Annotated in this window: 24 protein-coding genes, 1 tRNA gene, 1 other RNA gene and 1 pseudogene; 10 read left to right on the top strand and 17 right to left on the bottom strand. The window is 63.3% G+C overall.

What is annotated here, in order from left to right:
- Positions 1 to 6: 6 nt before the first annotated feature.
- The 3 genes from P12x_RS26780 to P12x_RS26770 all read left to right on the top strand — a co-directional run bounded on the left by P12x_RS26780 (position 7) and on the right by P12x_RS26770 (position 3,427).
- Positions 7 to 1,197: a glycosyltransferase family 4 protein gene (locus P12x_RS26780; RefSeq protein ID WP_435008085.1), complete on the top strand. Its 1,191-nt coding sequence runs from the start codon at positions 7 to 9 to the stop codon at positions 1,195 to 1,197.
- Positions 1,198 to 1,414: 217 nt separating this feature from the next.
- Positions 1,415 to 2,056, top strand: coding sequence for a hypothetical protein (locus P12x_RS26775; protein WP_435008084.1), 642 nt, complete (start codon positions 1,415 to 1,417; stop codon positions 2,054 to 2,056).
- Between the two features lie 42 nt (positions 2,057 to 2,098).
- Positions 2,099 to 3,427, top strand: a complete 1,329-nt coding sequence (locus tag P12x_RS26770) for a glycosyltransferase family 4 protein (protein WP_435008083.1) — start codon at positions 2,099 to 2,101, stop codon at positions 3,425 to 3,427.
- Here the strand turns inward: P12x_RS26770 and P12x_RS26765 are convergent.
- Entirely contained in the window at positions 3,368 to 4,546 is a 1,179-nt protein-coding gene (locus P12x_RS26765; RefSeq protein WP_435008082.1) for a glycosyltransferase family 4 protein, read from the bottom strand. The genes P12x_RS26770 and P12x_RS26765 overlap by 60 nt on opposite strands.
- A gap of 206 nt (positions 4,547 to 4,752) precedes the next feature.
- Between P12x_RS26765 and P12x_RS26760 the strand changes: the two genes are divergently transcribed.
- The 4 genes from P12x_RS26760 to ssrA all read left to right on the top strand — a co-directional run bounded on the left by P12x_RS26760 (position 4,753) and on the right by ssrA (position 7,977).
- A complete protein-coding gene (locus P12x_RS26760; RefSeq protein ID WP_435008081.1) occupies positions 4,753 to 5,925 on the top strand; it encodes an LL-diaminopimelate aminotransferase in 1,173 nt (390 codons plus the stop codon).
- 7 nt (positions 5,926 to 5,932) lie between these two features.
- Positions 5,933 to 6,925: a 2-amino-4-hydroxy-6-hydroxymethyldihydropteridine diphosphokinase gene (gene folK / locus P12x_RS26755; protein ID WP_435008080.1), complete on the top strand. Its 993-nt coding sequence runs from the start codon at positions 5,933 to 5,935 to the stop codon at positions 6,923 to 6,925.
- An 89-nt stretch (positions 6,926 to 7,014) separates the two neighbouring features.
- Complete coding sequence (gene smpB / locus P12x_RS26750; RefSeq protein ID WP_435008079.1) at positions 7,015 to 7,518, top strand: SsrA-binding protein SmpB; 504 nt, start codon at positions 7,015 to 7,017, stop codon at positions 7,516 to 7,518.
- Between the two features lie 93 nt (positions 7,519 to 7,611).
- Positions 7,612 to 7,977: a transfer-messenger RNA gene (ssrA, locus tag P12x_RS26745) on the top strand.
- 242 nt (positions 7,978 to 8,219) lie between these two features.
- Here the strand turns inward: ssrA and P12x_RS26740 are convergent.
- From P12x_RS26740 to P12x_RS26705, 8 genes and pseudogenes are all read right to left on the bottom strand, one after another.
- Positions 8,220 to 8,777, bottom strand: a pseudogene (locus P12x_RS26740) (tyrosine-type recombinase/integrase); the annotation flags it as partial.
- A 573-nt stretch (positions 8,778 to 9,350) separates the two neighbouring features.
- The gene (locus P12x_RS26735; protein WP_435008078.1) at positions 9,351 to 9,701 is read right to left on the bottom strand and encodes a DUF4313 domain-containing protein; all 351 of its coding nucleotides are present in this window, start codon (positions 9,699 to 9,701) and stop codon (positions 9,351 to 9,353) included.
- A gap of 22 nt (positions 9,702 to 9,723) precedes the next feature.
- Positions 9,724 to 10,026, bottom strand: a complete 303-nt coding sequence (locus tag P12x_RS26730; protein ID WP_435008077.1) for a hypothetical protein — start codon at positions 10,024 to 10,026, stop codon at positions 9,724 to 9,726.
- Positions 10,023 to 10,424 (bottom strand): hypothetical protein, encoded by a 402-nt coding sequence (locus P12x_RS26725; protein ID WP_435008076.1) that lies wholly within the window; start codon positions 10,422 to 10,424, stop codon positions 10,023 to 10,025. Before P12x_RS26725 ends, P12x_RS26730 begins: the two co-directional genes overlap by 4 nt.
- Before the next feature lie 76 nt (positions 10,425 to 10,500).
- Positions 10,501 to 10,695, bottom strand: coding sequence for a helix-turn-helix transcriptional regulator (locus tag P12x_RS26720; RefSeq protein ID WP_435008075.1), 195 nt, complete (start codon positions 10,693 to 10,695; stop codon positions 10,501 to 10,503).
- Positions 10,692 to 11,672, bottom strand: coding sequence for a hypothetical protein (locus P12x_RS26715; RefSeq protein ID WP_435008074.1), 981 nt, complete (start codon positions 11,670 to 11,672; stop codon positions 10,692 to 10,694). Before P12x_RS26715 ends, P12x_RS26720 begins: the two co-directional genes overlap by 4 nt.
- A 2-nt stretch (positions 11,673 to 11,674) precedes the next feature.
- Positions 11,675 to 11,860, bottom strand: coding sequence for a hypothetical protein (locus P12x_RS26710; RefSeq protein WP_435008073.1), 186 nt, complete (start codon positions 11,858 to 11,860; stop codon positions 11,675 to 11,677).
- 118 nt (positions 11,861 to 11,978) lie between these two features.
- The gene (locus tag P12x_RS26705; protein WP_435008072.1) at positions 11,979 to 12,167 is read right to left on the bottom strand and encodes a hypothetical protein; all 189 of its coding nucleotides are present in this window, start codon (positions 12,165 to 12,167) and stop codon (positions 11,979 to 11,981) included.
- 153 nt (positions 12,168 to 12,320) lie between these two features.
- On the opposite strand from P12x_RS26705, the gene P12x_RS26700 reads away from it, so the two are divergent.
- Positions 12,321 to 12,395: transfer RNA gene (locus P12x_RS26700), tRNA-Met, on the top strand.
- A 12-nt stretch (positions 12,396 to 12,407) separates the two neighbouring features.
- On the opposite strand, the gene P12x_RS26695 is transcribed toward P12x_RS26700, so the two are convergent.
- From P12x_RS26695 to P12x_RS26665, 7 genes are all read right to left on the bottom strand, one after another.
- On the bottom strand, positions 12,408 to 12,647 hold the full coding sequence (locus tag P12x_RS26695) for a hypothetical protein (RefSeq protein WP_435008071.1): 240 nt from the start codon (positions 12,645 to 12,647) through the stop codon (positions 12,408 to 12,410).
- A 3-nt stretch (positions 12,648 to 12,650) separates the two neighbouring features.
- Positions 12,651 to 14,402 carry a type IV secretory system conjugative DNA transfer family protein gene (locus tag P12x_RS26690; RefSeq protein ID WP_435008070.1) on the bottom strand — a complete coding sequence of 584 codons (1,752 nt, stop codon included), beginning with the start codon at positions 14,400 to 14,402 and terminating at the stop codon, positions 12,651 to 12,653.
- Entirely contained in the window at positions 14,371 to 14,580 is a 210-nt protein-coding gene (locus P12x_RS26685; RefSeq protein ID WP_435008069.1) for a hypothetical protein, read from the bottom strand. The genes P12x_RS26690 and P12x_RS26685 overlap by 32 nt, the downstream gene beginning before the upstream one ends.
- Positions 14,570 to 14,773 carry a hypothetical protein gene (locus tag P12x_RS26680; RefSeq protein WP_435008068.1) on the bottom strand — a complete coding sequence of 68 codons (204 nt, stop codon included), beginning with the start codon at positions 14,771 to 14,773 and terminating at the stop codon, positions 14,570 to 14,572. The genes P12x_RS26685 and P12x_RS26680 overlap by 11 nt, the downstream gene beginning before the upstream one ends.
- 180 nt (positions 14,774 to 14,953) lie before the next feature.
- Positions 14,954 to 15,133, bottom strand: a complete 180-nt coding sequence (locus tag P12x_RS26675; protein WP_435008067.1) for a hypothetical protein — start codon at positions 15,131 to 15,133, stop codon at positions 14,954 to 14,956.
- 109 nt (positions 15,134 to 15,242) lie between these two features.
- Positions 15,243 to 16,034 (bottom strand): ParB/RepB/Spo0J family partition protein, encoded by a 792-nt coding sequence (locus tag P12x_RS26670; protein ID WP_435008066.1) that lies wholly within the window; start codon positions 16,032 to 16,034, stop codon positions 15,243 to 15,245.
- A 156-nt stretch (positions 16,035 to 16,190) separates the two neighbouring features.
- Positions 16,191 to 16,718 (bottom strand): RNA polymerase sigma factor, encoded by a 528-nt coding sequence (locus tag P12x_RS26665; RefSeq protein WP_435008065.1) that lies wholly within the window; start codon positions 16,716 to 16,718, stop codon positions 16,191 to 16,193.
- Between the two features lie 268 nt (positions 16,719 to 16,986).
- Here P12x_RS26665 and P12x_RS26660 point away from each other — a divergent pair, with 268 nt between their 5' ends.
- Positions 16,987 to 18,117 (top strand): hypothetical protein, encoded by a 1,131-nt coding sequence (locus P12x_RS26660; RefSeq protein WP_435008064.1) that lies wholly within the window; start codon positions 16,987 to 16,989, stop codon positions 18,115 to 18,117.
- A 208-nt stretch (positions 18,118 to 18,325) separates the two neighbouring features.
- Here P12x_RS26660 and P12x_RS26655 read toward each other — a convergent pair whose 3' ends face one another.
- The gene (locus tag P12x_RS26655) at positions 18,326 to 19,444 is read right to left on the bottom strand and encodes an RNA-guided endonuclease InsQ/TnpB family protein (protein ID WP_435008063.1); all 1,119 of its coding nucleotides are present in this window, start codon (positions 19,442 to 19,444) and stop codon (positions 18,326 to 18,328) included.
- A 63-nt stretch (positions 19,445 to 19,507) separates the two neighbouring features.
- Between P12x_RS26655 and P12x_RS26650 the strand changes: the two genes are divergently transcribed.
- Positions 19,508 to 19,948 (top strand): hypothetical protein, encoded by a 441-nt coding sequence (locus tag P12x_RS26650; RefSeq protein ID WP_435008062.1) that lies wholly within the window; start codon positions 19,508 to 19,510, stop codon positions 19,946 to 19,948.
- The last annotated feature ends 34 nt before the right edge of the window (positions 19,949 to 19,982 follow it).

Genomic DNA, 19,982 nt, shown 5'->3' with positions numbered 1-19,982 from the left:
AGGTCCATGCGGATCGGCATCGACGGCGGCTGCCTGGCGAATCGCCGGGGGTTCGGCCGGTTCGCCCGGCAGATGGTCGAGGCCCTGGCCGTCGCGGGCTCGCCGCACGAGTTCACGGTCTTCGTCGATCGCCCTTCGCTGGAATCGGTGACGATCCCCGAGGGGATGGAGACGGTGGCCGTCGAGGTGAGCCAGGCCCCGAGCCGGGCGGCTTCGGCTTCGGGTCGTCGGCGAGTCGGCGACTTGCTGGCCATGGGCCGGGCGGTCGCTCGGGCGAATCTGGATCTGATCTATTTCCCGGCCAGCTACAGCTTCTTCCCGGTCTGGAATGCCGGCCGGGTGGTCGTGACGATGCACGACACGCTGGCCCTGGCCCACCCCGAATGGGTCTTCCCGACCTGGCAGGGCAAGATGGCCTGGAGGGCCAAGGAGCAGGCCGCGGCGCTCTGGTCCGACAGGATCGTGACCGTCTCCGAGTCCGCCCGCCGCGACCTCGTCGACTGGTTCGGGCTGCCCGAGGAGAAGGTCCGGGTCGTCACCGAAGGCCCCGACGCGGCGTTCTGCCCGGGAGGGCCCGGCCCGGAATCCGACGAGGTCCTGAGGCGATACGGGATCGAGCCGGGCACCCGCTACCTGCTCTATGTCGGGGGCCTGAGCCCGCACAAGAACCTCCCCCGCCTGATCGAGGCGTTCGCCCTGGCGGGCGCGGTCGAGACCCGCCTGATCCTGGTCGGCGACCTCGGCGACGTCTTCCATACCCACGTCCCGGAGCTTCGCGAGACGATCGAGCGATTCGGCCTGGGGGATCGGGTCCACTTCACCGGGTTCGTCCCCGACCTCGAGCTCGCCCACCTCTACCGGAGGGCCTACGCCCTGGCGCAACCCTCGCTGATGGAAGGATTCGGCCTCCCGCCCGTCGAGGCGATGGCCTGCGGGACGCCCGTCCTCTGCAGCACGGCGGGCTCGCTGCCCGAGGTCGTCGGCGAGGCGGGGGTCTACTTCGACCCGACCGACATCGAAGCGATGACCGACGCGATCCAGGCCCTGATCGCGGACCCGGCCGAGCGGGATCGGCTGGCCCGGGTGGCCCTGGAGCGGTCCGGGAAGTTCACCTGGGAATCGGCGGCCCGTTCGCTCCTGGATTGCTTCGAAGAACTAGACCCGGGTCAGACAATTCAGAAGCGGATATCCGCCTAATGGAAATTTAATATACTCGGTTCTTGGAAGTTCCCTAATCCGAAACTAATAGGGGGAGATCGTGGCGAAATCTGTTGCTCGACACTCCGCCAATCAGGTCGTGCAGAAAAGACTGGATCCCGTCCCGTACAATGCACAGCTATGGCGTTATATGGATTTTTCAAAGTTTGTCGCATTGTTGGATTCGGGGACCCTTTACTTTCCGAGATTGGGCTCGATGGTCGATGAGTTTGAAGGGACATATCCAGTCGGCAACCTCGAATATTTCAGGAACAGGTGGAAAGCTGGCCTCGAAGAATCAGACATAAATGAATCGTATTTCAATAGAAGCGTTAAGAATCATTTGGAGACAGCGACGCTGATTGCGAGGCATTTTTCATACTTGAGCTGTTGGCATGAGAATGCCGGTGAATCTGCTGCTATGTGGAAGCTGTATCTGAAAAGCAATGAGGGAATCGCAATCAAGACAACACATTCGAGGCTTTGCGGTTGTCTGAGTTATTCTCGGCCGATTTCGGTTAGTAGGGTTTCCTATGTCGATTACCGGGATGTGGTTGTTGGCGATCTTAGTGTTGACTCGCTGATCCTCCTCAAGCGACTAAGTTTCAAGCACGAGCAGGAAGTGCGGGCGTATTTTGTAGATCATCCAAGCTATGGCGGGTCAGTTCGGGAACTCCGAAAGTTGAGCAAAGATAACGAGATTGATGGGATTCAGGTTAAAGTGTGTTTGAGGTCGCTGATAGAGAAAATTTACGTCGCACCTGGGGTGCCCTGGCTTTATGGATTGGTTGAGTCTCTGGTAAGAAACCGATTCAAGCTGGATGTGCCAGTCTTACCATCGGATATTCTAAATGTGTGAAAATGTGGGTTTAGCTTGGTGGTTTCATCGAGGATTCGGTCTATGAAGTTCGCCATGATCACGACCTTCTTCGGCCCGCACAGCTTCGGGGGGGATGCGGCCTTCGTGGACAGGCTTTCGCGGGCCCTGGCGCGTCATGGGCACGAGGTCCACGTGATCTACTGCCGGGACGCCTTCGAGATGGTCCGGGGCGATCAGACCCCCCGGCCCTACGAGCCCCCTCCGGGCGTCACGATCCACGCGTTGAGCAGCCGGGTCGGTCCCCTCTCTCCCCTGGCGACCCACCAGACGGGCCAACCCGCCTTCAAGGCGAATGCCATCCGGTCGCTCCTGAAGTCGATCCGTCCCGACGTGGTTCACTTCCACAACCTCTCGCTGATCGGCGGCCCTGGGCTACTCTCGATCCCCACCCCGGGGGCGGTCAAGCTGATGACCGCGCACGAACACTGGCTGGTCTGCCCGCTGCACGTCCTCTGGAAGTTTGGCGAAGGCGTCTGCGAGGCGCCGTCGTGCGTCCGGTGTAGCGTCCAGGCGGGACGTCCACCCCAGCTCTGGCGGGGGTCGGACCTGCTGGAACGGTCCCTCCGCCACCTCGACGCCCTGATCGCCCCGAGCCAATCCACGCTCCGAGAGCACGCCCGGCGCGGGATCAAGGTGCCGATGACCCACCTGCCCTACTTCCTCCCCGCCGATTACACCGGCCTGCCCGCGGCCCCGACCCCGATCCATGATCGGCCTTACGTCGCCGTCGCCGGTCGGCTGGAGAAGATCAAAGGGTTCCAGGACGTGATCGAGGCGGCCCGACGGCTACCCCACATCGACCTCCGGATCGCCGGCTCGGGGCCGTTCGAGGCCGATCTCCGAGGGCAGGCCGAGGGGTTGCCGAACGTCCATTTCGAGGGGCGGCTCGACTCGGCCGAGGTCGCCGCGCTCTTCCGCGGAGCCCTGGCCGTCGCGGTACCCTCGCTGGTCTACGAGACCTTCGGCTACGTCGTCCTGGAGGCCTTCGCCGAGAAGACGCCGGTGATCGTTCGCGACCTGGGGGCGCTCCCCGAGCTCGTCGCCGAGAGCGGCGGCGGGCTGGTCTTCCGGACGAATGACGAGCTGGTGGAGGCCCTCGACCGCCTGGCCGGGGACGCCGACCTTCGCATCAAGCTGGGGTGCGACGGCTACCTGGCCCGGCTCGGGATCTGGTCGGAGGTCGAGCATCTGCACCGCTACCTCGGCCTGATCGAGCAGGAGCGCCGGGGGAGGCGGGTCCGGATCGATCAGGCCCATCGATCAGGCCCGAGGGGGCATCGCTCGACCGGCTCAGTTCGGGGTCCGCACCCCGCGCTTGAGCGAGGAAGGGAGGCCGGCGCGGAGTCTTGACGACGGCCCCTTGAGGGCGGGCCGGAAGCCCGCGACATCCCGGATCTCGGCCTTGACCTCGTCGGCAAATCGAGCGGGCTGGAAGCGGTCGGCCTGCTGGAACCCCCGGGCCATCCGCGAGGCTCGAGTCCCCTGGTCGTTGGCCAGGATGTACATCGCGTGGGCCAGCTCGTCGGCCGAGGCGTTATCCAGATACCAGGCGGCGTCTCCCGCCGCTTCCTGCATCGCCCCCCGACGGAGCGTCACCACTGGGCAGCCGGAGGCCATCGCCTCGACGATCGGCAGGCCGAACCCTTCGTACTCGGTCGGGTAGAGCAGTGCCAGGGCATCGGCCAGGAGCCCCCGGAGGACCGGCTCGGCCACGTGACCGGCGCGGAGGACCGAGCCGTCGTCCCCTTCGCGGCCCGTTCGATGAGAATCGGGGCCGACGAAGACCAGACGGTGATCCGGGTGTCGCCGGTGGTGGTCGGAGAAGGCCTCCAGGATCGCCGGGACGTTGCGGCGGGCCGACGTCTTGCCGACGTAGAGGAAGAACGGGGCCGGGCCGACCCCCACCCGGGCGCGGGCCTCGGTCACCTCTTCCGACTCCGGCCCCTGGGGGCGGAAGGAAGGGTCGGCCGCGGGGTAGATCACCCGGATCCGGCCCTCGGGCACGCCGTGGTATCGGGCCACGTCGCGGCGGGTTGACTCCGAGGGGGTCAGGACCCGGTCCGCCATCCGGGCGGCTCTCCGGTAGCGTCGGCCGAACCGCCAGCGGACATGCCAGGGAAACTGGTCCGGCATGGCCTCCTGGAGGACGTCGTGCATCACCAGGACCGTCGGCCCTCGCCAACCCCGAGGGATCAAGTTAGCCGGAGCGAAGAGGAGATCGTCGGGGCCGAGCCGTCGCCGAAGGGCGAGTTGTTCCCAGACGAGGCCCGGCCAGCGCTCGCCGACGACCTCGGCCCGGATCCCGGATCCCGAGGGGACCCGCGAGAGACCGGCCCGATCGCGGACCACGACCAGGGTCTCGGGCAGCGGCGGTCCCGTGATCGCCCAATCCTGGAGGAGGACTTCGAGGTAACGCCCCACCCCGGTCCGTTCCGCCGTCAGCCGACGGCCGTCGATGACCAGACGCATGTCACCCCCAGGACGATTGCTGGCCCGCACCGGTGGCGGTCGGGCCGGATGGAATCCTTATCTGGACGACCACGCCCTCCTGTATTATCTAACATCCTCGATCGAGATCGGCTCCTTCCTGGCACTCTCGCCAGCAATTCGTTAACTTTGAGGGCTGAACGAGGCCCGCCGGCCCGGACCGCCCCGATTTGGACTCAGGAATTCCGATGGCGACCACGCAATTCGTCAAGGCCGAACGGCTCCAGAAGCTCCCCCCCTACCTGTTCGCCGAGATCGACCGGAAGAAGAAGGCGGCCCTGGCGGCGGGGCGCGACGTGATCAACCTGGGCGTGGGCGACCCCGACCGGCCGACCCCGGAGCCGATCATCCGGAGCCTCCAGAAGCACGTCGAGAATCCGGCCTTCCATCAATACGCGCTGGACCAGGGGGCCCCCGAGCTTCGCCAGAGCATCGCCGCGTTCTGCAAGAAGCGGTACGGGCTGGACCTCGACCCGAATTCCGAGATCCTCCCGCTGATCGGGTCGAAGGAAGGGATCGCCCACTTCCCGCTGGCCGTCCTGAATCCCGGCGACATCAGCCTGGTGCCCGACCCCTGCTATCCGGTCTACCGGAGCAGCAGCATGTTCGCCGGGGCCGACGTCTACACGATGCCCCTGGAGCCCTCCCACGGGTTCCGCCCCGACCTCGACGCCATCCCGTCGGACGTCTACGCGCGGGCCAGGCTCATGTTCCTGAATTATCCCAACAACCCCACCGGGGGGACCGCCGATCTCCCGTTCTTCGAGAAGGTGGTCGGCCTGGCCCGGTCGCACAACCTGGTGATCGCCCAGGACGCCGCCTACAACGAGATGTACTTCGACCAGCCCGCCCCCAGCATCCTCCAGGTCCCCGGGGCCAAGGACCATGTGGTCGAGTTCCACAGCCTCTCGAAGACCTTCAACATGACCGGTTGGCGGGTCGGATTCGCGATCGGTGGGGCCCCGCTGATCGCCGCGCTGGGGCAGGTGAAGGCCAACTCCGACTCCGGGATCTTCACCGCGATCCAGTTCGCCGCCAAGACCGCGCTCGACGAGTACGAGACCCTCACCCCCCCGATTCGCGCCCTCTACAAGGAGCGTCGAGACGCCTTCGTCTCCGGGATGCAGAGGATCGGCTGGGACGTACCCAAGGCCGACGCGACCTTCTACGTCTGGATGCCCTGCCCCGCCGGGACCACCTCGACCGACCTCTGCGCCCGGCTCCTCGACGAGGCCGACGTGGTGACGACCCCCGGCCTCGGCTTCGGCCGGACCGCCGACGGTTACATCCGGGCTGCCCTGACCGTCGAGACGCCTCGGCTCCTCGAAGCGGTCGAGCGGATCGGCAAGCTCAAGTTCTGAGAGCAAGATGACCACGCCCGTCTGGATCGGCCTGGGCAGCAACCTCGGCGACCGCAAGGGAATCCTTGATGCCGCGATTGCCGCCCTGGCCGAGACGCCGGGCGTGACCGTCGAGGCCGTCAGCTGCTATCACGAGACGATCCCCGTGGGGGGGCCCCCGGGACAGGGCCCCTTCCTGAACGCGGCGGCTAGGCTGTCAACGAGCCTCGATCCGCATCAACTCCTGAGTGCCTTGCAGGAGATCGAGAACCAGGCAGGCCGGGTCCGGACGGTCCGCTGGGGCGAGCGGACGCTCGACCTGGACATCCTGATTTTCGGGACCAGGTTCCTGGATGAAAAACAACTGAAGCTGCCGCATCCGAGGCTCGCCCTCCGCCGGTTCGTCATCGAACCGCTGGCCGAGATCGCGCCGCGGATCGTGGATACGATCACCAAGAGGACGATCGCCGACCTCCTGGCCAACCTCGATCGAGAACCAAGGTTCGTGGCCCTCCATGGTCCGGATGATTCGCGGAAAGCGGCGGTGTTCCATCAGTTGGAGGAGAGGTTGCCAGGGATCGGCATCCTCGCCGCGGATCTGGGTCGGTCGGAAGTTCGAGCGGACGACTTCTATTCCGAGGACTTCCATGCCTCGGTCCGAAAATTCGAGGCACTCCGGGCTGACCGGTGGGAAGCCGAGTCCCGCGGGTTGTCCTGGATCGTTACCGACTTCTTCCTCAGGCTCAATCTTATGAAAACATCTCCGAGGGCTTTGCTGAGCGCAAGCACTGAATTCCGCACGCGAGAAGGACTGAGAGCTTACCATCAAGGGGTTGAACTATTACGTGATGCCGAGGAGGCCGCACTGACGCCGACACTCGCCGTGATGCTGCCCGGATGCCAGGAAATCAGTCGAAGGCCCGGGCTTACCAACGTCCCTCGACTCTGGCCGGAATCCGAAAAGCCTGACGCGATCGTTGCCGAGGTCCTGGCGACCTGCCGGGCCATACAAGGTGTTTGACGATTCGGTGATGCCGAACATTGTTCCCGGCCCTCGTGTCTCCCTATAATGCCCTTCCGGTCTGCGGCGGGGATGGGGGTCAGCGAGCGATGGCGAAGTCGAGCAAGGAAAAATCCAAGGGCAAGAAGGCCGACGACGAGTCGTTCAAGATCGTCGCGCGCAACCGGAGGGCCCGCTTCGAGTACGACCTGATGGAGTCGTTCGAGGCCGGGATCGTGCTGACCGGGACCGAGGTCAAGAGCCTCCGGACCGGGAAGGCCAGCCTGGAGGAGTCATACGCGGGGCTTGACCGAGCCGAGGAGGTCTGGCTCTACGGTTGCGACATCCCGGAGTACCTCCAGGCCAATCGGATGAACCACAAGGCCAAAAGGCCCAGGAAGTTGCTCCTCCACCGGAAGGAAATCGACCGGCTCGCCACCAAGGCTTCCGAGCGGGGCCTGACCATCGTCCCCCTGAGGATTTATTTCAAGGAAGGAATGGCCAAGGTCGAGATCTGCATCGCCAAGGGCCGCAAGCTCTACGACAAGCGGCAGGCCCTGAAGTCGCAGGACGCCAAACGAGACATCGACCGAGCGGCGCGGGGGCGGGATTGACTTTCAAGCTGCGGTCCCGATAATGAGTTTTGAGAGAATAAGCGTCCTGGGTTTGGCTGGCGAGCAAACCCCGGACGAACTCTTTGACAATCTGGGGGCGAACCAGGATCGACCGGATTGCTGAAGTGTATGGTGGCGTGCCGAGGTTGGTCAGCAGGCCTCGTAAAAAGCGGACCAAATTTTATCTGCCGAGAGGACTCCCTCTCTCCGTATGGCTGCCTAAGAGCAGAAACGGCTTCGTGGCGGGTCTTCTCCCGCTAGCCTCGCCCGAAGACGCCAATGCGGGATCGTCCGGGCCTAACCGCCTGTTGCGGCCAGGACTAAACACATGACAGGATAAGCCAAAGCCCACCTCGCCGAACCGGGGGGCCAGGCCGACAATTAAATGTTCGGATACGCACGTAGATGCCTACATCAATGGGTCTCGGGACGCGGGTGCAATTCCCGCCGCCTCCACTACTTACGCCAAATGCCAGCTCCTGACTGGTGGCGTCAGAAGACGACGAAACCCCTTCTTCGGAAGGGGTTTTTTCGTTTCCCGCCTCAGAGTCCGCGGTCGCATCCGTGCCATCCGCTGACTCGCCCTGACACAAGACGCCATCCCGATTGCAGTCAATGTGCAGTCCATCGGCGTATGCTTTTGCGTTCGTGCGCGGAAGGCCGGCGAGTGCATCGGCCCGGTCTTCCATCCCGATGTGGGTGTACTTGGCCGTCTGCCGGATGTCGGCGTGCCGCGCCAGCTCCTTCGCCTCCATGATCGACGCCCCCGAGCGGACCAGCCCCGTGATGTGGCTGTGCCGACCGGCGGCATGGAAATCGGCCAGCCCCTCGTGGGTCTCGTAGGGGATGCCCGCCCGCTCCAGATCCTTCTGGACCATGGTGTAGGTTTTCCGCCACGCCAGATTCGGGAAGAGCGGTTCGTCCGGGCCGATGCCAACCATCCAGTCACGCACCAGCTCAAGCAATTCCGGGTGGACCGGCAGCGTGTCCTTCCGGCGATGCTTGGAGGACTTGGCCTCGACCGTGAGCGTCGGCTGCGGGGCATCCAGCTTGAAGGAATTCGGGGTCAGGCTGGCCAGCTCCCCGCGTCGGAGCCCGGTCAGGTAGCTGATCTGGTAGATCCTCGCCCGCATCTCCCCGTCATAGCCCTGCACCAGTACACCGGACTCTCGGGCCGCCGAGACGAGGCGGCGAATCTCGTCATTGGAAAGTGCCCGCCGCTTGTGCCGCACGTCCGTTTCCGCGTTCAGTCGGTCCATCCCGGCCAGCGGATTTGACGGCAGCCGCTTGGTGGCGACCAGCCATTTGCCGAAGGCGTCCGCCGCCTGCAGGTAATGGTTGTATGTCCGAGCCCCCAGGTCGTCTTCTTCACTGGCCTCATTCAGCCATTCGACGACCTTCTCCCCGTCGAGGTCGGAGAGGGTTTTGAAGCCGCCGCCTTCGATCACCCGCCGGACGCGGGCCATGGTGAGCTTGCGATGCTTCGGGGTGGTGTTGGCCATCGAGCGGTCGAAGGCGTCCAGGTGCTCGGAGATCGGCGCCTGCTTGATCGCGAGTAGCCGCTCTTGCGCCGGGTCGATCATCCCCCGTTTGCGGAGCATGACCTCGCTTTCGAGCTTCGCCGCCAGTTGCTCGGTGAGCCCCTTATCGGTGAATCCCTTGACTGTGACACGATTCCCTTCGTGATCGACGTACTGGATGTAGTAGGGCTTGTTCTTCTTGCCCTTGTCGCGGCTCTGCTTGCGGATCGAAGCCATCGGGATGCCTCCCTGCGGGGAAACCGGGGTCGATGAGGTGATTGTACGTCCAGAGGGGCGAGCGCGCCATGTGGGTTAGCGGCTGCGAGGCTTGCCCCGCGTCTGTTCCGCACGCTCCGCATGGCTCACATCGCGGAACGGCGGCTGGAGTTCGCAGACGGGGATTTCGACGAAACCGGAGCGGACGGTTTGCCCGGTTGGCTTGACTACGCCCGCCTCGGTCAGGGCTTCGAGAAGACCTTCGTTTTCGGCGTAGGACTTGATCAGCACCTGGTTCTTGCCGAGCGGAACGTCCGGCAGGTTGACAGTCGCCTTGGCGATGGGCGAGCCATCCTCGGCGTCGACGAGTTGAAGCGCCGGGCGGCCGTTGTCGTACTGGCGTTTCTGGACGGTGCAGTCCCAGTCACGGAAGCGGAGGCGGGTCATGCGGCTTCGCGAAGCAAATGGTTCAGCGATTCAGCCATGCTGCTATCTTGGGGCGATCAGCCCAGAAAGGGTTGTGGTCAAAATCAAGTTCCATGGCGAACTGGTTGCAGCCGGATTCCATTGTCCACAGGTGAAACGGGCCAAAGTAGATATGCAGCTTCTTTTTCTTCTTACGCTCCCAATTCAGGGGATGTGGTGCGTATGAAAACAAGGGGCGATTCCATGCAAACGGCATTGTGCTTAAGGTGACGCGGAAACCGAATAGCACCACGGCTGCATTAATTTCTAGTCCGCGCCATTTCTGTTTTCTGATGCTCGTATTCATTGCCCTGTTTCCTCTGTGAACATTGCCAGGAGGCCATTTTTGTAAGGCTCCAGATGGTCGTAACGGCCACGGGCACCCATCAGCTTGCCGATGGCCCGCAGTATGAAGCCGCCAGCGTCGTCCTCAACTTGCCCGCGCCGCAGTTCCCGGTGGAAGGCGTTGATCTGCTCCCATCCCATCTCGGCAATGAGAGCGGTCACGATCCCGTCCACCACGCCCTTGGAGACCCCGCACTCCCTGCCTACGCGAGCACAGAGCGTCTGGTCGTGGTGCTGGTGGCAATAGTTGCCTTGCTCCGGCTCTCGGGTGCATTGGCGGCCACGGATTATCTGCTTGCAGCGGATTCCGGACTTTGTGTCGGGTGATTTGGGGCTTGCGCCTTCTTTAGATTCAGTCATAATTGCATCTCCTATTCCAAGTAGGACGGAGCATAGCGGCTTATGCAGTGATGCGCAAGCCCTATGCTCCATAGCTTCATTTGCCAGTCGGGCACCCCCTTTCCACCCATTCCCTGACCTCCGCCGCCCGCCACCTCGTGTTGCGGCCGATCCGAACCGGCTGCGGCAGCTTGCCCGCCGAGAGCAGCCGCCAGAGCGTGCGTTCGGACACCTGCATCATCTTGGCAAGCTCCTCGGCGTTCAGGAGCATCGGCGCCGTGTCGGTGCTCATCGCTCCGGCCCTCCCCGGTCCCGTTCCCTGGGTTGGCTCGACTTGCCCGCCTCTTCGAGCATTCGCTTGAAATCGCTCCTCGTGTCCGGCGGGCTCGAACGCGCAGCCGGCAGGATGTCGAAGAATGCCTCCTTGCCGCCAGGCTTTTCCTGAACGGGAGGTTCCTCGGGCTCGGGCAATATCAAGTCCCACGACGTGCTGAAAGTCACATCCCGATACGGATTCTCTCCGCGTTGAGCGATCTCGGTCAGCTTCGCGCCGCTGCCCATTGCCGAGTCGAGTTCCTGCGGCGTGACCAGTCCCTGCCGGATGGCGAACTGGAGAGCGCCGAGATGGCTGCTGGAATCGATGCCGAAATCAACGACGGTGGCCACACCGGGCCAGACGTCGAGCTGACAACACTCGATCAGTTCCTTGGTAAGCGGCCTGATGGGGTGGTCCCGCAGTTCCGTCTCCAGAGACCATCCCCGCTCGACCTCCTGCAGTACGGCCTCGGTGAGCGGCGACGACGGAGGCTGCTCCGGCCCGTGCTCCTCGCCACGCAGCCGGTAGGCCTCCGCCAACCTCTCGTGATACGTCGCAGCGTCAGCCTCTCCAAAGTCGCGGGCACGTGCCGCGTGCTCGTCGGCCCGGACCTCGGCGCCGAGGGCTTTCATATGGGCTGCGGACAGCGGCTTCTCCCCGGCCACGGGATCCTCGCGAGCCGCCGCCTCGATGAGCCGGTTTCGCTGAGGGTCGGTGAGCTTCCCCGGGTCGATCTCACACAGCAGGAGGTGAGCGCGATCCCGGTTCGTGACCCCCGACCAGTCGACCGAGTCCTGAAGGATCGCCAGCTTGCTGGGCTCGGGCATGTCCTTCCATGGCCGCTCCACGATCTTGTAGCCCTTGTCGCCTCCGACGACGACCGGGTACTCGGTGGCCTTGATCTGGCCGATACGGCTCTGGACCTGCCGGAGCCGCTCCTGGTCGCTTGGCATGGTCAGACCTCCTCCCCGCGCCCGGGCGGCTTGTCCAGTTCCTCCCTGCAGACGCGGTAGAACTCGTTGACGGCAACGGCCCGCTCCTCCTCGCGAAGACAGGCCTGGATGACCCAGGCGCAACGCTGGGCGATCTTGATGCAGAGGGCATGGATGGCCGGGTTGACGGATTGGCTCTCGATAATCATCGCGCCTCCTTGCGTTTCAGGTGGTGGTCAACCGTGCGGAAGACGAGCCACAGGAGCATGGCACCCAGCGTCGCGAGCCCACCGGTGTCGATTGCGGCGAACATCATGACCCCTCCTCTCAACGCAGGAAACGACCGATCATGTTGGAAACGCCCTTTGCGGCGGCCTTCTGTGCCGCGCCCTTGATTGCCCCGTTGCTGTCGAACTTTGCCGCGACCATGCCGAGCCTGCGCGTGATGAGCCACAGAATGAAGGCCCAGAACAGCAGGAACTTCATGAACCCGATGGCGAGCCAGTCTGGCCACATGGGAACTCCTTTTCGGTTGAACGAAGGGAAAAAATGTGATTGCCTGATGAAGCTGCGGCGGCCCCCACCCCAGAGCAAGGCCGACGGTAGATGTGCTCCGCGACTCAACCGAGAGCCCCTCCCGCGTGGGCAAGCCTGCCGCAGCCTCGATGATGCGGGGTAGAGCACTGGTAGCTCGCGTGGCTCATAACCACGAGGTAGAGGGTTCGATTCCTTCCTCCGCTACCATCGCCCCGACCATCACCGCTCGAAGTCGAGCTCGCCTCCCTTCAGTTCCTGCGTCACCATCTGCTGCGTCGGGTTGAGTGGCGTCCCCGGCTCTGACTGGTGCTCCGGCTTGCCGAAGAACACCTCCATGATCGTGCCGCGCACGTCCTTCATCGCCTCGCGCCCGATGGCCTTGACCTCGCCGGGGAATTCCACCCGGTTCTTCTTGTGGTTTTCCTTGACCTGTTCGACCAGCTTCTTCAGCGCTCCCATGATTCACCTCATCTGCCAGTAATCCGCCGTGAAGGGATGTGCCGAACCGCTCGGCTGTCCCCCGCCATTCGATTCACTCACCTCGCGGGCGGCCTTCGTCAGCATGAAGGCGACGAACGCAGCCGCCACCAGCAACAACACCGCGTCCAACCGTGCCCTGACCGATGGCCAGAAGCGTGACGGCCTCCTTCCGAGATTGGGTTCCTCGTAGTACCGCACCAACGTGGTGCAGATGGGCGGGCAGCCGGGGTGGAACGTGATGGCCGTGCGCTCGTCGAGCTGCTCGACCTCCTCCGGCTTGAGCAACTTGCGGGCAACCTGTTGCCACCCGCTGTTCCAGTTTTCCGAGTACGTCCTCTCCCCGGGCTGGTGGGAAACCCCGCCACCGCTCCCGCCGCTGTTGACGATGGTTGTTCTCTCGCCCAGCCGCTTGGAGACGAATTCGGCCGTGTCGGGATCGTTGACGGCGAAGACCATCTCGGTGCAGTTGCTATGGAGCGTCTGGTCGCGGCCGTCGGGCCAGCACTGCTTCAACTGACCGATGCTCTGGTAGTAAAGCTGGAGCCGCACTCCGTAGCCGCGGAGCTTGTCGAGCGCGTCGTCAATCGGCTCCAGGTGCCCGAGGCTGCCCGCCTCGTCGAGCACGAAATGCACCAGCCGCCGCTCTTGCGTACCGCACCGCACGACGGCGCGGAGCATCGACGTAATCCACATCCTGAGTAGGCCCGCGTGCGAGCGGAGGTATTGCGTAGGCAGCACCAAGAACACGGTCATCTTGCCGTTCACCAGCTCCGCCGGGTCAAAGCTGCTGGATTTCGTGTTCTCCGCCACGAGAGGCGTGTTGAGGAATTTCAGATGTCGGGAGACCGTCGAGAGGATGCCCGCCAGTTCTTTGTCCTGGGGCTGCTTGAGCTCCTGCCCCATGTGCGCCAGGATTCCGTCCCAAGCGTTCGATCCGATCATCGTTTGGATGGCGCCTTCAGCTTGTTGCGGGTTGGAACTCACCTCGGCGATGTCGCGCAGGCAGCAGCCGCGGGTTATGTGAGTGAGGCAGGCGGCAAGGGCTCCCACCCTTTGCACGGCCTTTTCGTTCCAGTGCGGGTCATGATCGTTCGGGTTCCTGATGACCAGCGACTCAGCCAGCGCGTCGCAGTCGTCGATGGCCGTCTCCGAATCCGCGTGGATGAAATCGAGCGCGTTGAATCCGTCCGGCGTCTGCGTGACGACGCGGAACGGGTCGAGGCATACGACCTTGTTTCCCATCCGCCGACGCGCATTGGCGGTTTTCTGGAAGTTCTCGCCCTTGGGGTCGAGCACGACGCAGGAATCGGGATTGGTCAGCAGGTGCGGGATGACGCAGGAGACGCCCTTGCCGGAGCCGGTGGGGGCGAAGATGGCCGCGTGGATGGCCGGAACCCTGACCAGCTCCTTCCGCCCCCGGCGCAGGGCCGAAAGGAACGCCTCGCAGGCCACCGCCGATGGAATCCGCGGATAGAACAAGGCGGCGATGCCCAGCCATATCGAAGGCCGCGCCTCCATGCGGCCGATGAGAAAACCTTCATTGCGCGGCAAATCGCGGGACGTTGCAAATCGGGCGGTGCCATGAACCCAGAGCGCCTGCCCCTTCCTCGCCGCTGCGTAGGCCGCTCCGATGCCGAAGGCGGCCCACGCCCACGGGAACAGGTACACGAGCAGAGCCGTGCTGTAGGCGGCCAGCAGGACGCTACTCAGAAGCAGGAGGCGAATCAGGCGCATGCGCTCCCCCTTTCGCTGTTTCCTTCTCCAGTTCCAGCTTCGCCCAGATGAGGCTGGCTTCCGCCTTCATCTGCTCCGCTTCCGCGTGGAGCTTGATGGCGTTGGGCATGACCACCGCCACCCGCATGAACAAGGCGAGGATTGCGACGAGCTCCCATCCGATGATCTCAACAGGCATGCTCCCTCCTCTCGTAAGCTTCCTTCGCCGCGTCGAGATGAACCTTGATATAGGCCATCTGATCGCGGGTAATATCCATGCGACCGCCGAACGCTTCGATGAACTCGCTGGGGTTGAACAGCAGCGTGAACGCCATCGAGCCGTTGAGGATCGCGACGTACCAAGCCGCTGCATTGAAGATGCACTCGAACATTTGAGTTGACGATTGCCTCCGTGGTGGTAGGGTTGGCGGATGATGTTGCGGCGTTATCACGCAGGTTGAAAGCCCTGATTATCCCTCTACCGGAGAGGGAGGCGTGCTAAGGGAGAAAGCGCTCTAGTATCCCGACGCCGAAAAACAGGGTAGGCTTGCAAGGTATCCCTGACCGCAGCATCACTTCTCCCGCAGCTCGCGCCGCAATTTCCCAATCTCGAACCGCACCTGCATCAGCCGCCTCTCCGCCGTCGCCCGCGTGGCAGCCGCCTCGTGGAGTTGCACTGCGACCAGGAGCAGGCAGGTGATGACGGCGAGCACGACCAGCACGGCAATCAAAATCAGCATGGCTTCGGTCATGAACGAACCTCCGTGTTGAGCGCGCACCTTTCACGCCACCGCCCGACGTCGAGCGGCAGACTGATACAAACCCCGGCTCATCACCGGGGCGAATTGATACAAACCTGTGTCAGCCCGCCTTCGCCACGTCGCGCCAGACAGCCTGTGCGGTCTTCGCGTCGAGCCCGGTATCCCGGGCTTTGGCGAACGCTTTCACCGCCTCCTTGAGGGCTTCCATCGCGTCGTCGAGGCTGATCTCATCGCCCGCCACAGTGACGACGGCGCCACCCACCAGCGGACACTTGATCTTGCTGGCCCGCACAACGGGCGCACCTGCCGACCGCTTCTTGCGGCCCGTGGTCTCCAGGGCGTCGCGGCTCGCTCCCCCCAGCTTCAGCGCCAGCAGGCCCGGCTGATCCTCCGGCGGGAGCTTCGCCGCCGCGTAGCAGTCGGAGATGCCGACCTTGCCCTCGCGGAGAGCCTCCTGCCATTCGCGGACGCACTTCGACGGAGAGAGCAGCCGCGTCACCGTCGACGGGTCGAGGTGAAGGTGGGCGGCAAGATCCTTCCCCTGCCACCCGGGGTTGAGCTCGAGCAGTTCGCGGCATGCCAGCCACTTCTCGTAGCCGGTGAGGTCTGCCCGGTGGATGTTCTCGGTGAGCTGGATCGCCCTGATCTCGGCTTCGGACAAGGACTCCTCGGTCGCGATGACCAGCAGCTCCTTCAGTCCAACCAGCAGAGCGGCGCGGTATCGGCGCTCACCCGCGATGATCGTGCCGTCGGAGCGAGCGAGAACGGGCTGGAGCTGCCGCTTGCGGAGCGATTCGCCGAGCAGGCGCAGCTCGGCCTCGTCGAACGTCTTGCGAGGCTGGTTCGCGTCGGGTTTCAGCCACGAAACCGGCCGCGTCTCCATGCGGGGCATAGGGAAGTCCTTTCTCAAAGAGTCACCGGTCAGTCAGTGCGCGCCATCTCCCAGTGCCCACACGAGGCGAGCACATCAGGCATCGGGTTCTTGCCGGGGACGGCGAATTGTGGCGGGCTGTAGACAGATGGCGCTACCTGGCACGCGTGCGCACCGTCAGGCGGATTCTGGCAGCTCGAATCCCTGCGCCCGTAGCTCGTCACGGACGATTTGCCGAGCCCGGGTGAGGCGGTGGTTCGCGGCGCCGAAGGCCACGCCCAGATCCCCCGCGATCCCCCTGATCGTACGCCCCCCGATCGTGTGCATCAGCAGGACGGTGCGAAGCTCTTCGGGTAGCCGCCCGAGGGCAGCATGGATGGCGTTGAGCCGTTGCCGGTCCTCCTCCTCCTGATCCAAGGCTGGGAACGGGATGATCGCCGGCTCCGCCCCCAGATCGAGGGCTCGCTCCCTCCGACGTCGTCGCATTTCGGCCTGTGCCGCCCGGATGGCGACGGTCCGAATCCATGCCGGCCGGTTCTTTATCACCGAGGCCCGCCCGTCGGCGAGCCATTCCTGATCCTTGAGCATGGCCGCCTGAACCGCGTCCTGGGCGACGGCGAAGGGGAAGCCCATGCGGATGAGCATGGCGAGCAGATCGGAAAGGCGGCGTTCGAGGTCGTCGGGGGGTGGGTCCAGGTCGAGCATGGCGAGCCTCCTGTCGGTTCGGTATGTTCATGGCGGGAAGTCCGTCGGGCGCGAGAAGAGGCACCCGTTTGCCGACAAGTCGAGGGCTCGAGCATCCATATAGGGGGATGCCCGCGAACGGGGGGGGAAGATAGCCGCCCTTCGAGTCATCCATCGCACGTTCCTTGTCGGCAGCAGGAGAATCGTAAGTCCTGACGATGCAAGAAGAAAGGAAACCTAGGCGCGAGTTCGGCGCGAGTTAAACGCAAGATTTTCGGGGTGAGAGAGCATGAGGCGGAAGGGTGCCAGATCGGTTCTGCCGGATGGGGCCAAGATCGACAGCCTGCGCAAAGAACGCGGCTGGACGATCGAGGAATTCGCCGAGGAGGGGGCGGAGTTCAGCTCAAGGACCGCTCAGACGGCTATCGCTGGGAAGGGTGTTGATGTCACCACGTTATCTGCAATAGCCAAGCGGCTGGGCGTCCCCTATGACTCGCTGCTGCTCAAGCCGACCGGGTCGCCCGCAGATACAGTCTCAGGCTCTGCGAGCAGCACCGAAGCGGGTTACCTGATACTCAAAGTCCCTTGCGCCATCAGCGGTGCTGGAAATGCGTTTAGCCAGATCCCGGATATCCTCAAAAAAATCAGCGAGGGGCTCCCCGAGGGCATAGACATCACTTTCCTTGGGACGACAGGTATGTCCGTCTTGGTAGCTATTGCTTTTACGCCTTCAAACGCCCTGGCTCTCAGCGAGATATCGGACGAGCTCGGGATCGAAGAGGTCAGGGCCACCGACCGCCGAACCGTGGAAAACAGCCCCTTCGTCCGTGGGACGGTCGGGCGAATTGCCCAGTGGATTCGGTCGGGAATGCGAGGCGAGAACCCGATCGCATACTCGCCGATCGGCGGATACGCGCTGGACAGGGTTGTTCGCGGAAGAGGGAGGTTTCTACTCGACGTCGAGTCCGACACCGAGGGAGGCGAGATCCCAGTTGAATCCGTAGCGCGATTCCTGGAATTGGTCCTGCCGGACAACCAAAGCGTATCGGCGGTAGGAGAACGAAATAACGACGAGTTCCGATTCGCCGTCCCGATGACGTCCAGAAATGAACTGCTCCTGGCCGTTATGGGATTTGCCATGAAGAAGCGGGTGATGGCGAAGCCTAGAATCCTGCACTACGAATACGACAGCAATCATCGCAATCCCAACATCTACAACCTCGACGACAGGACGATCAGCTACGTGGCCGATGGCGGTGTAGCCCAGCGGATGAGGGATGACGGAAGCTTTGATTGGCTCTGGCTATGCCTAATGCTCGGCCTGCGCGATGATGACGGCGATGCCCTGTTAGAGGCTCTGCGGACGATCACCGAAGCCATCCTGGAATACGTCGACGAGGCTAACGCCGCGCAGGGCTGAGGCAGAGGCGGTCACGGTTTTCTTTCTCCAGCCGCCCTTCTCCCGTGCCCGGCCTCCGACCCCGGCCTGTCTGTTGGCACTTTTGAAGCAGCCGACGGTCCGGTCAACGGAGCGAACGGTCTGCGACGGGTTGACCTCGACCATCGAGGGTAGCGACTCGCCCTTTCGGGCGATATTTCCGGCTGCACGCACGGCCCACTGGCCCACGTTAGGCAGCCACGGGCGACGCTACCGCCCGTTGCAAAACGACGATCGCGGCGGCATGGTCTCGGTCCATGACGCAGCCGCAATCGCAGCGATGCACTCTCTCAGCCAGCGACTTCGCCTTGACCTGCCCGCATTCGGGACAGGTTTGCGAAGTTCCAGCCGCTTTCACTTCGACGAATCGCCTACCAGCTTTCTCAGATTTGTAGGCGATCATTTCCTTGAGCTTCGACCAGGCCGCGTCGTGGACGCCCTTGGCGAGCATGCCGGCGGCGAGGCCCTTCATATTCAATTTCTCCACCGCGATCAGGTCGTGTTCGCGAACTAGACGGGCGGAGAGTTGGTGAAGATAAGTTTGGCGGGCATTCGCGATCTCCGCATGTAGCCGCGTGACCCGGGCCCTAATCTTGCGGCGGCGGTTCGAGCCACGTTTGCAGCGGGCCAGCGCCCTCTGGCGACGGCGAAACTCTCTCTCCGCACGCTTGGCTGTCCAAGGGTTGGGGAAGGCCTCACCCGTCGAAAGCATGGCGAGCGTCGTCAGGCCCACGTCGATTCCGGCTTGGTTTCCGGTTGCGGGCAGATTAACGACAGGGACGCTGTACTGCAGGCAGACAGACCATCCCTTGTGATCGCGGGTGAAGGTGCAACCGAGCGGCCTGCCTTCTGGAAGGGGGCGATGCAGATGGATGCGGAGAGAACTGGGTAGGCTCTTGAAGCGGAGGCGATTGCCATTGAGTCGAATGCCGGAGAACTCTGAGAATCCGAATGATCGCCAACGTCCTTTGCCTCGAAAACGAGGGAATCCCGGGTTATTTCCGGAATCGAGGCGACAGAAGAAGGCTTGGTAGGCGACGTCCAGCTTCTTGAGCGTCCATCGCTGGAGTTTGACCGGAACGGAGCGATAATCCGACTCCGCCCGCAGTTCGGTCAGCCCCTTACACTGATCGATAAAACTGCGTCCCTTGCCGGTTTTTCGATAGCAGTCTATCCTCTCCTCCAGGGCGGCGTTGTAAAGGATTCTCTGGGATTCGAGGATATCGGCCAGCGCCGCGTGTTGCCGCTTCGTGGGTAGCAATCGATACTTGTACGTCAAGACGACTGTGTTATCTTCGGCGTCAGCCATGCGAGGTCACGTCTCGTTATTGGTTAGGAGCCTCGGGGCATTGCAAGTGCCTTCGGGGCTTCGTTGTTTCTGGCACGATTCTCTCCTTCCGTCAACAAACTCCTCTCCATAAGACGCCAAGCGTCCTTCAGGGAAACTGAAGCAGCAGCCTACGCCTGCAAGCTGCCAAGCCGGCTCCCCCTAAAGGTCGCCCCCGGCTTTCGCTTTCCGGCGCAAGCAACCAGCCGCTTCGGGCGTTTCTTTACGGACGCAATGAAGCGTCTCGATATTACGGAGAACTTTATGAACAATACTCAGCAAGCAACCAACAACGAACTGCCCACCGTTGGCATCATCCAGACCAGCTATACCGTGTCCGTCACGTTCACGGACAAGCCCACCGCAGAGCAGCGTGCCAAGCTGAAGTCGGCCGGTTATCTCTTCGACAAGGGTCGCTGGTTCCGCAATCAGTCCTCGAGCGATCTTGCTACGCAGGCGAGCGTTGACCAGTTGATGGCGGCGTAACGAGATTGGGGCGGTCGAGAGGCTGCCCCACCTC

Origin of the sequence: Tundrisphaera lichenicola, from assembly GCF_051175385.1 — a bacterium.
Classification (GTDB): domain Bacteria; phylum Planctomycetota; class Planctomycetia; order Isosphaerales; family Isosphaeraceae; genus Tundrisphaera; species Tundrisphaera lichenicola.
Note: the sequence above shows the minus strand (reverse complement) of the source record. Positions and strands in the feature narration are given on the sequence as shown.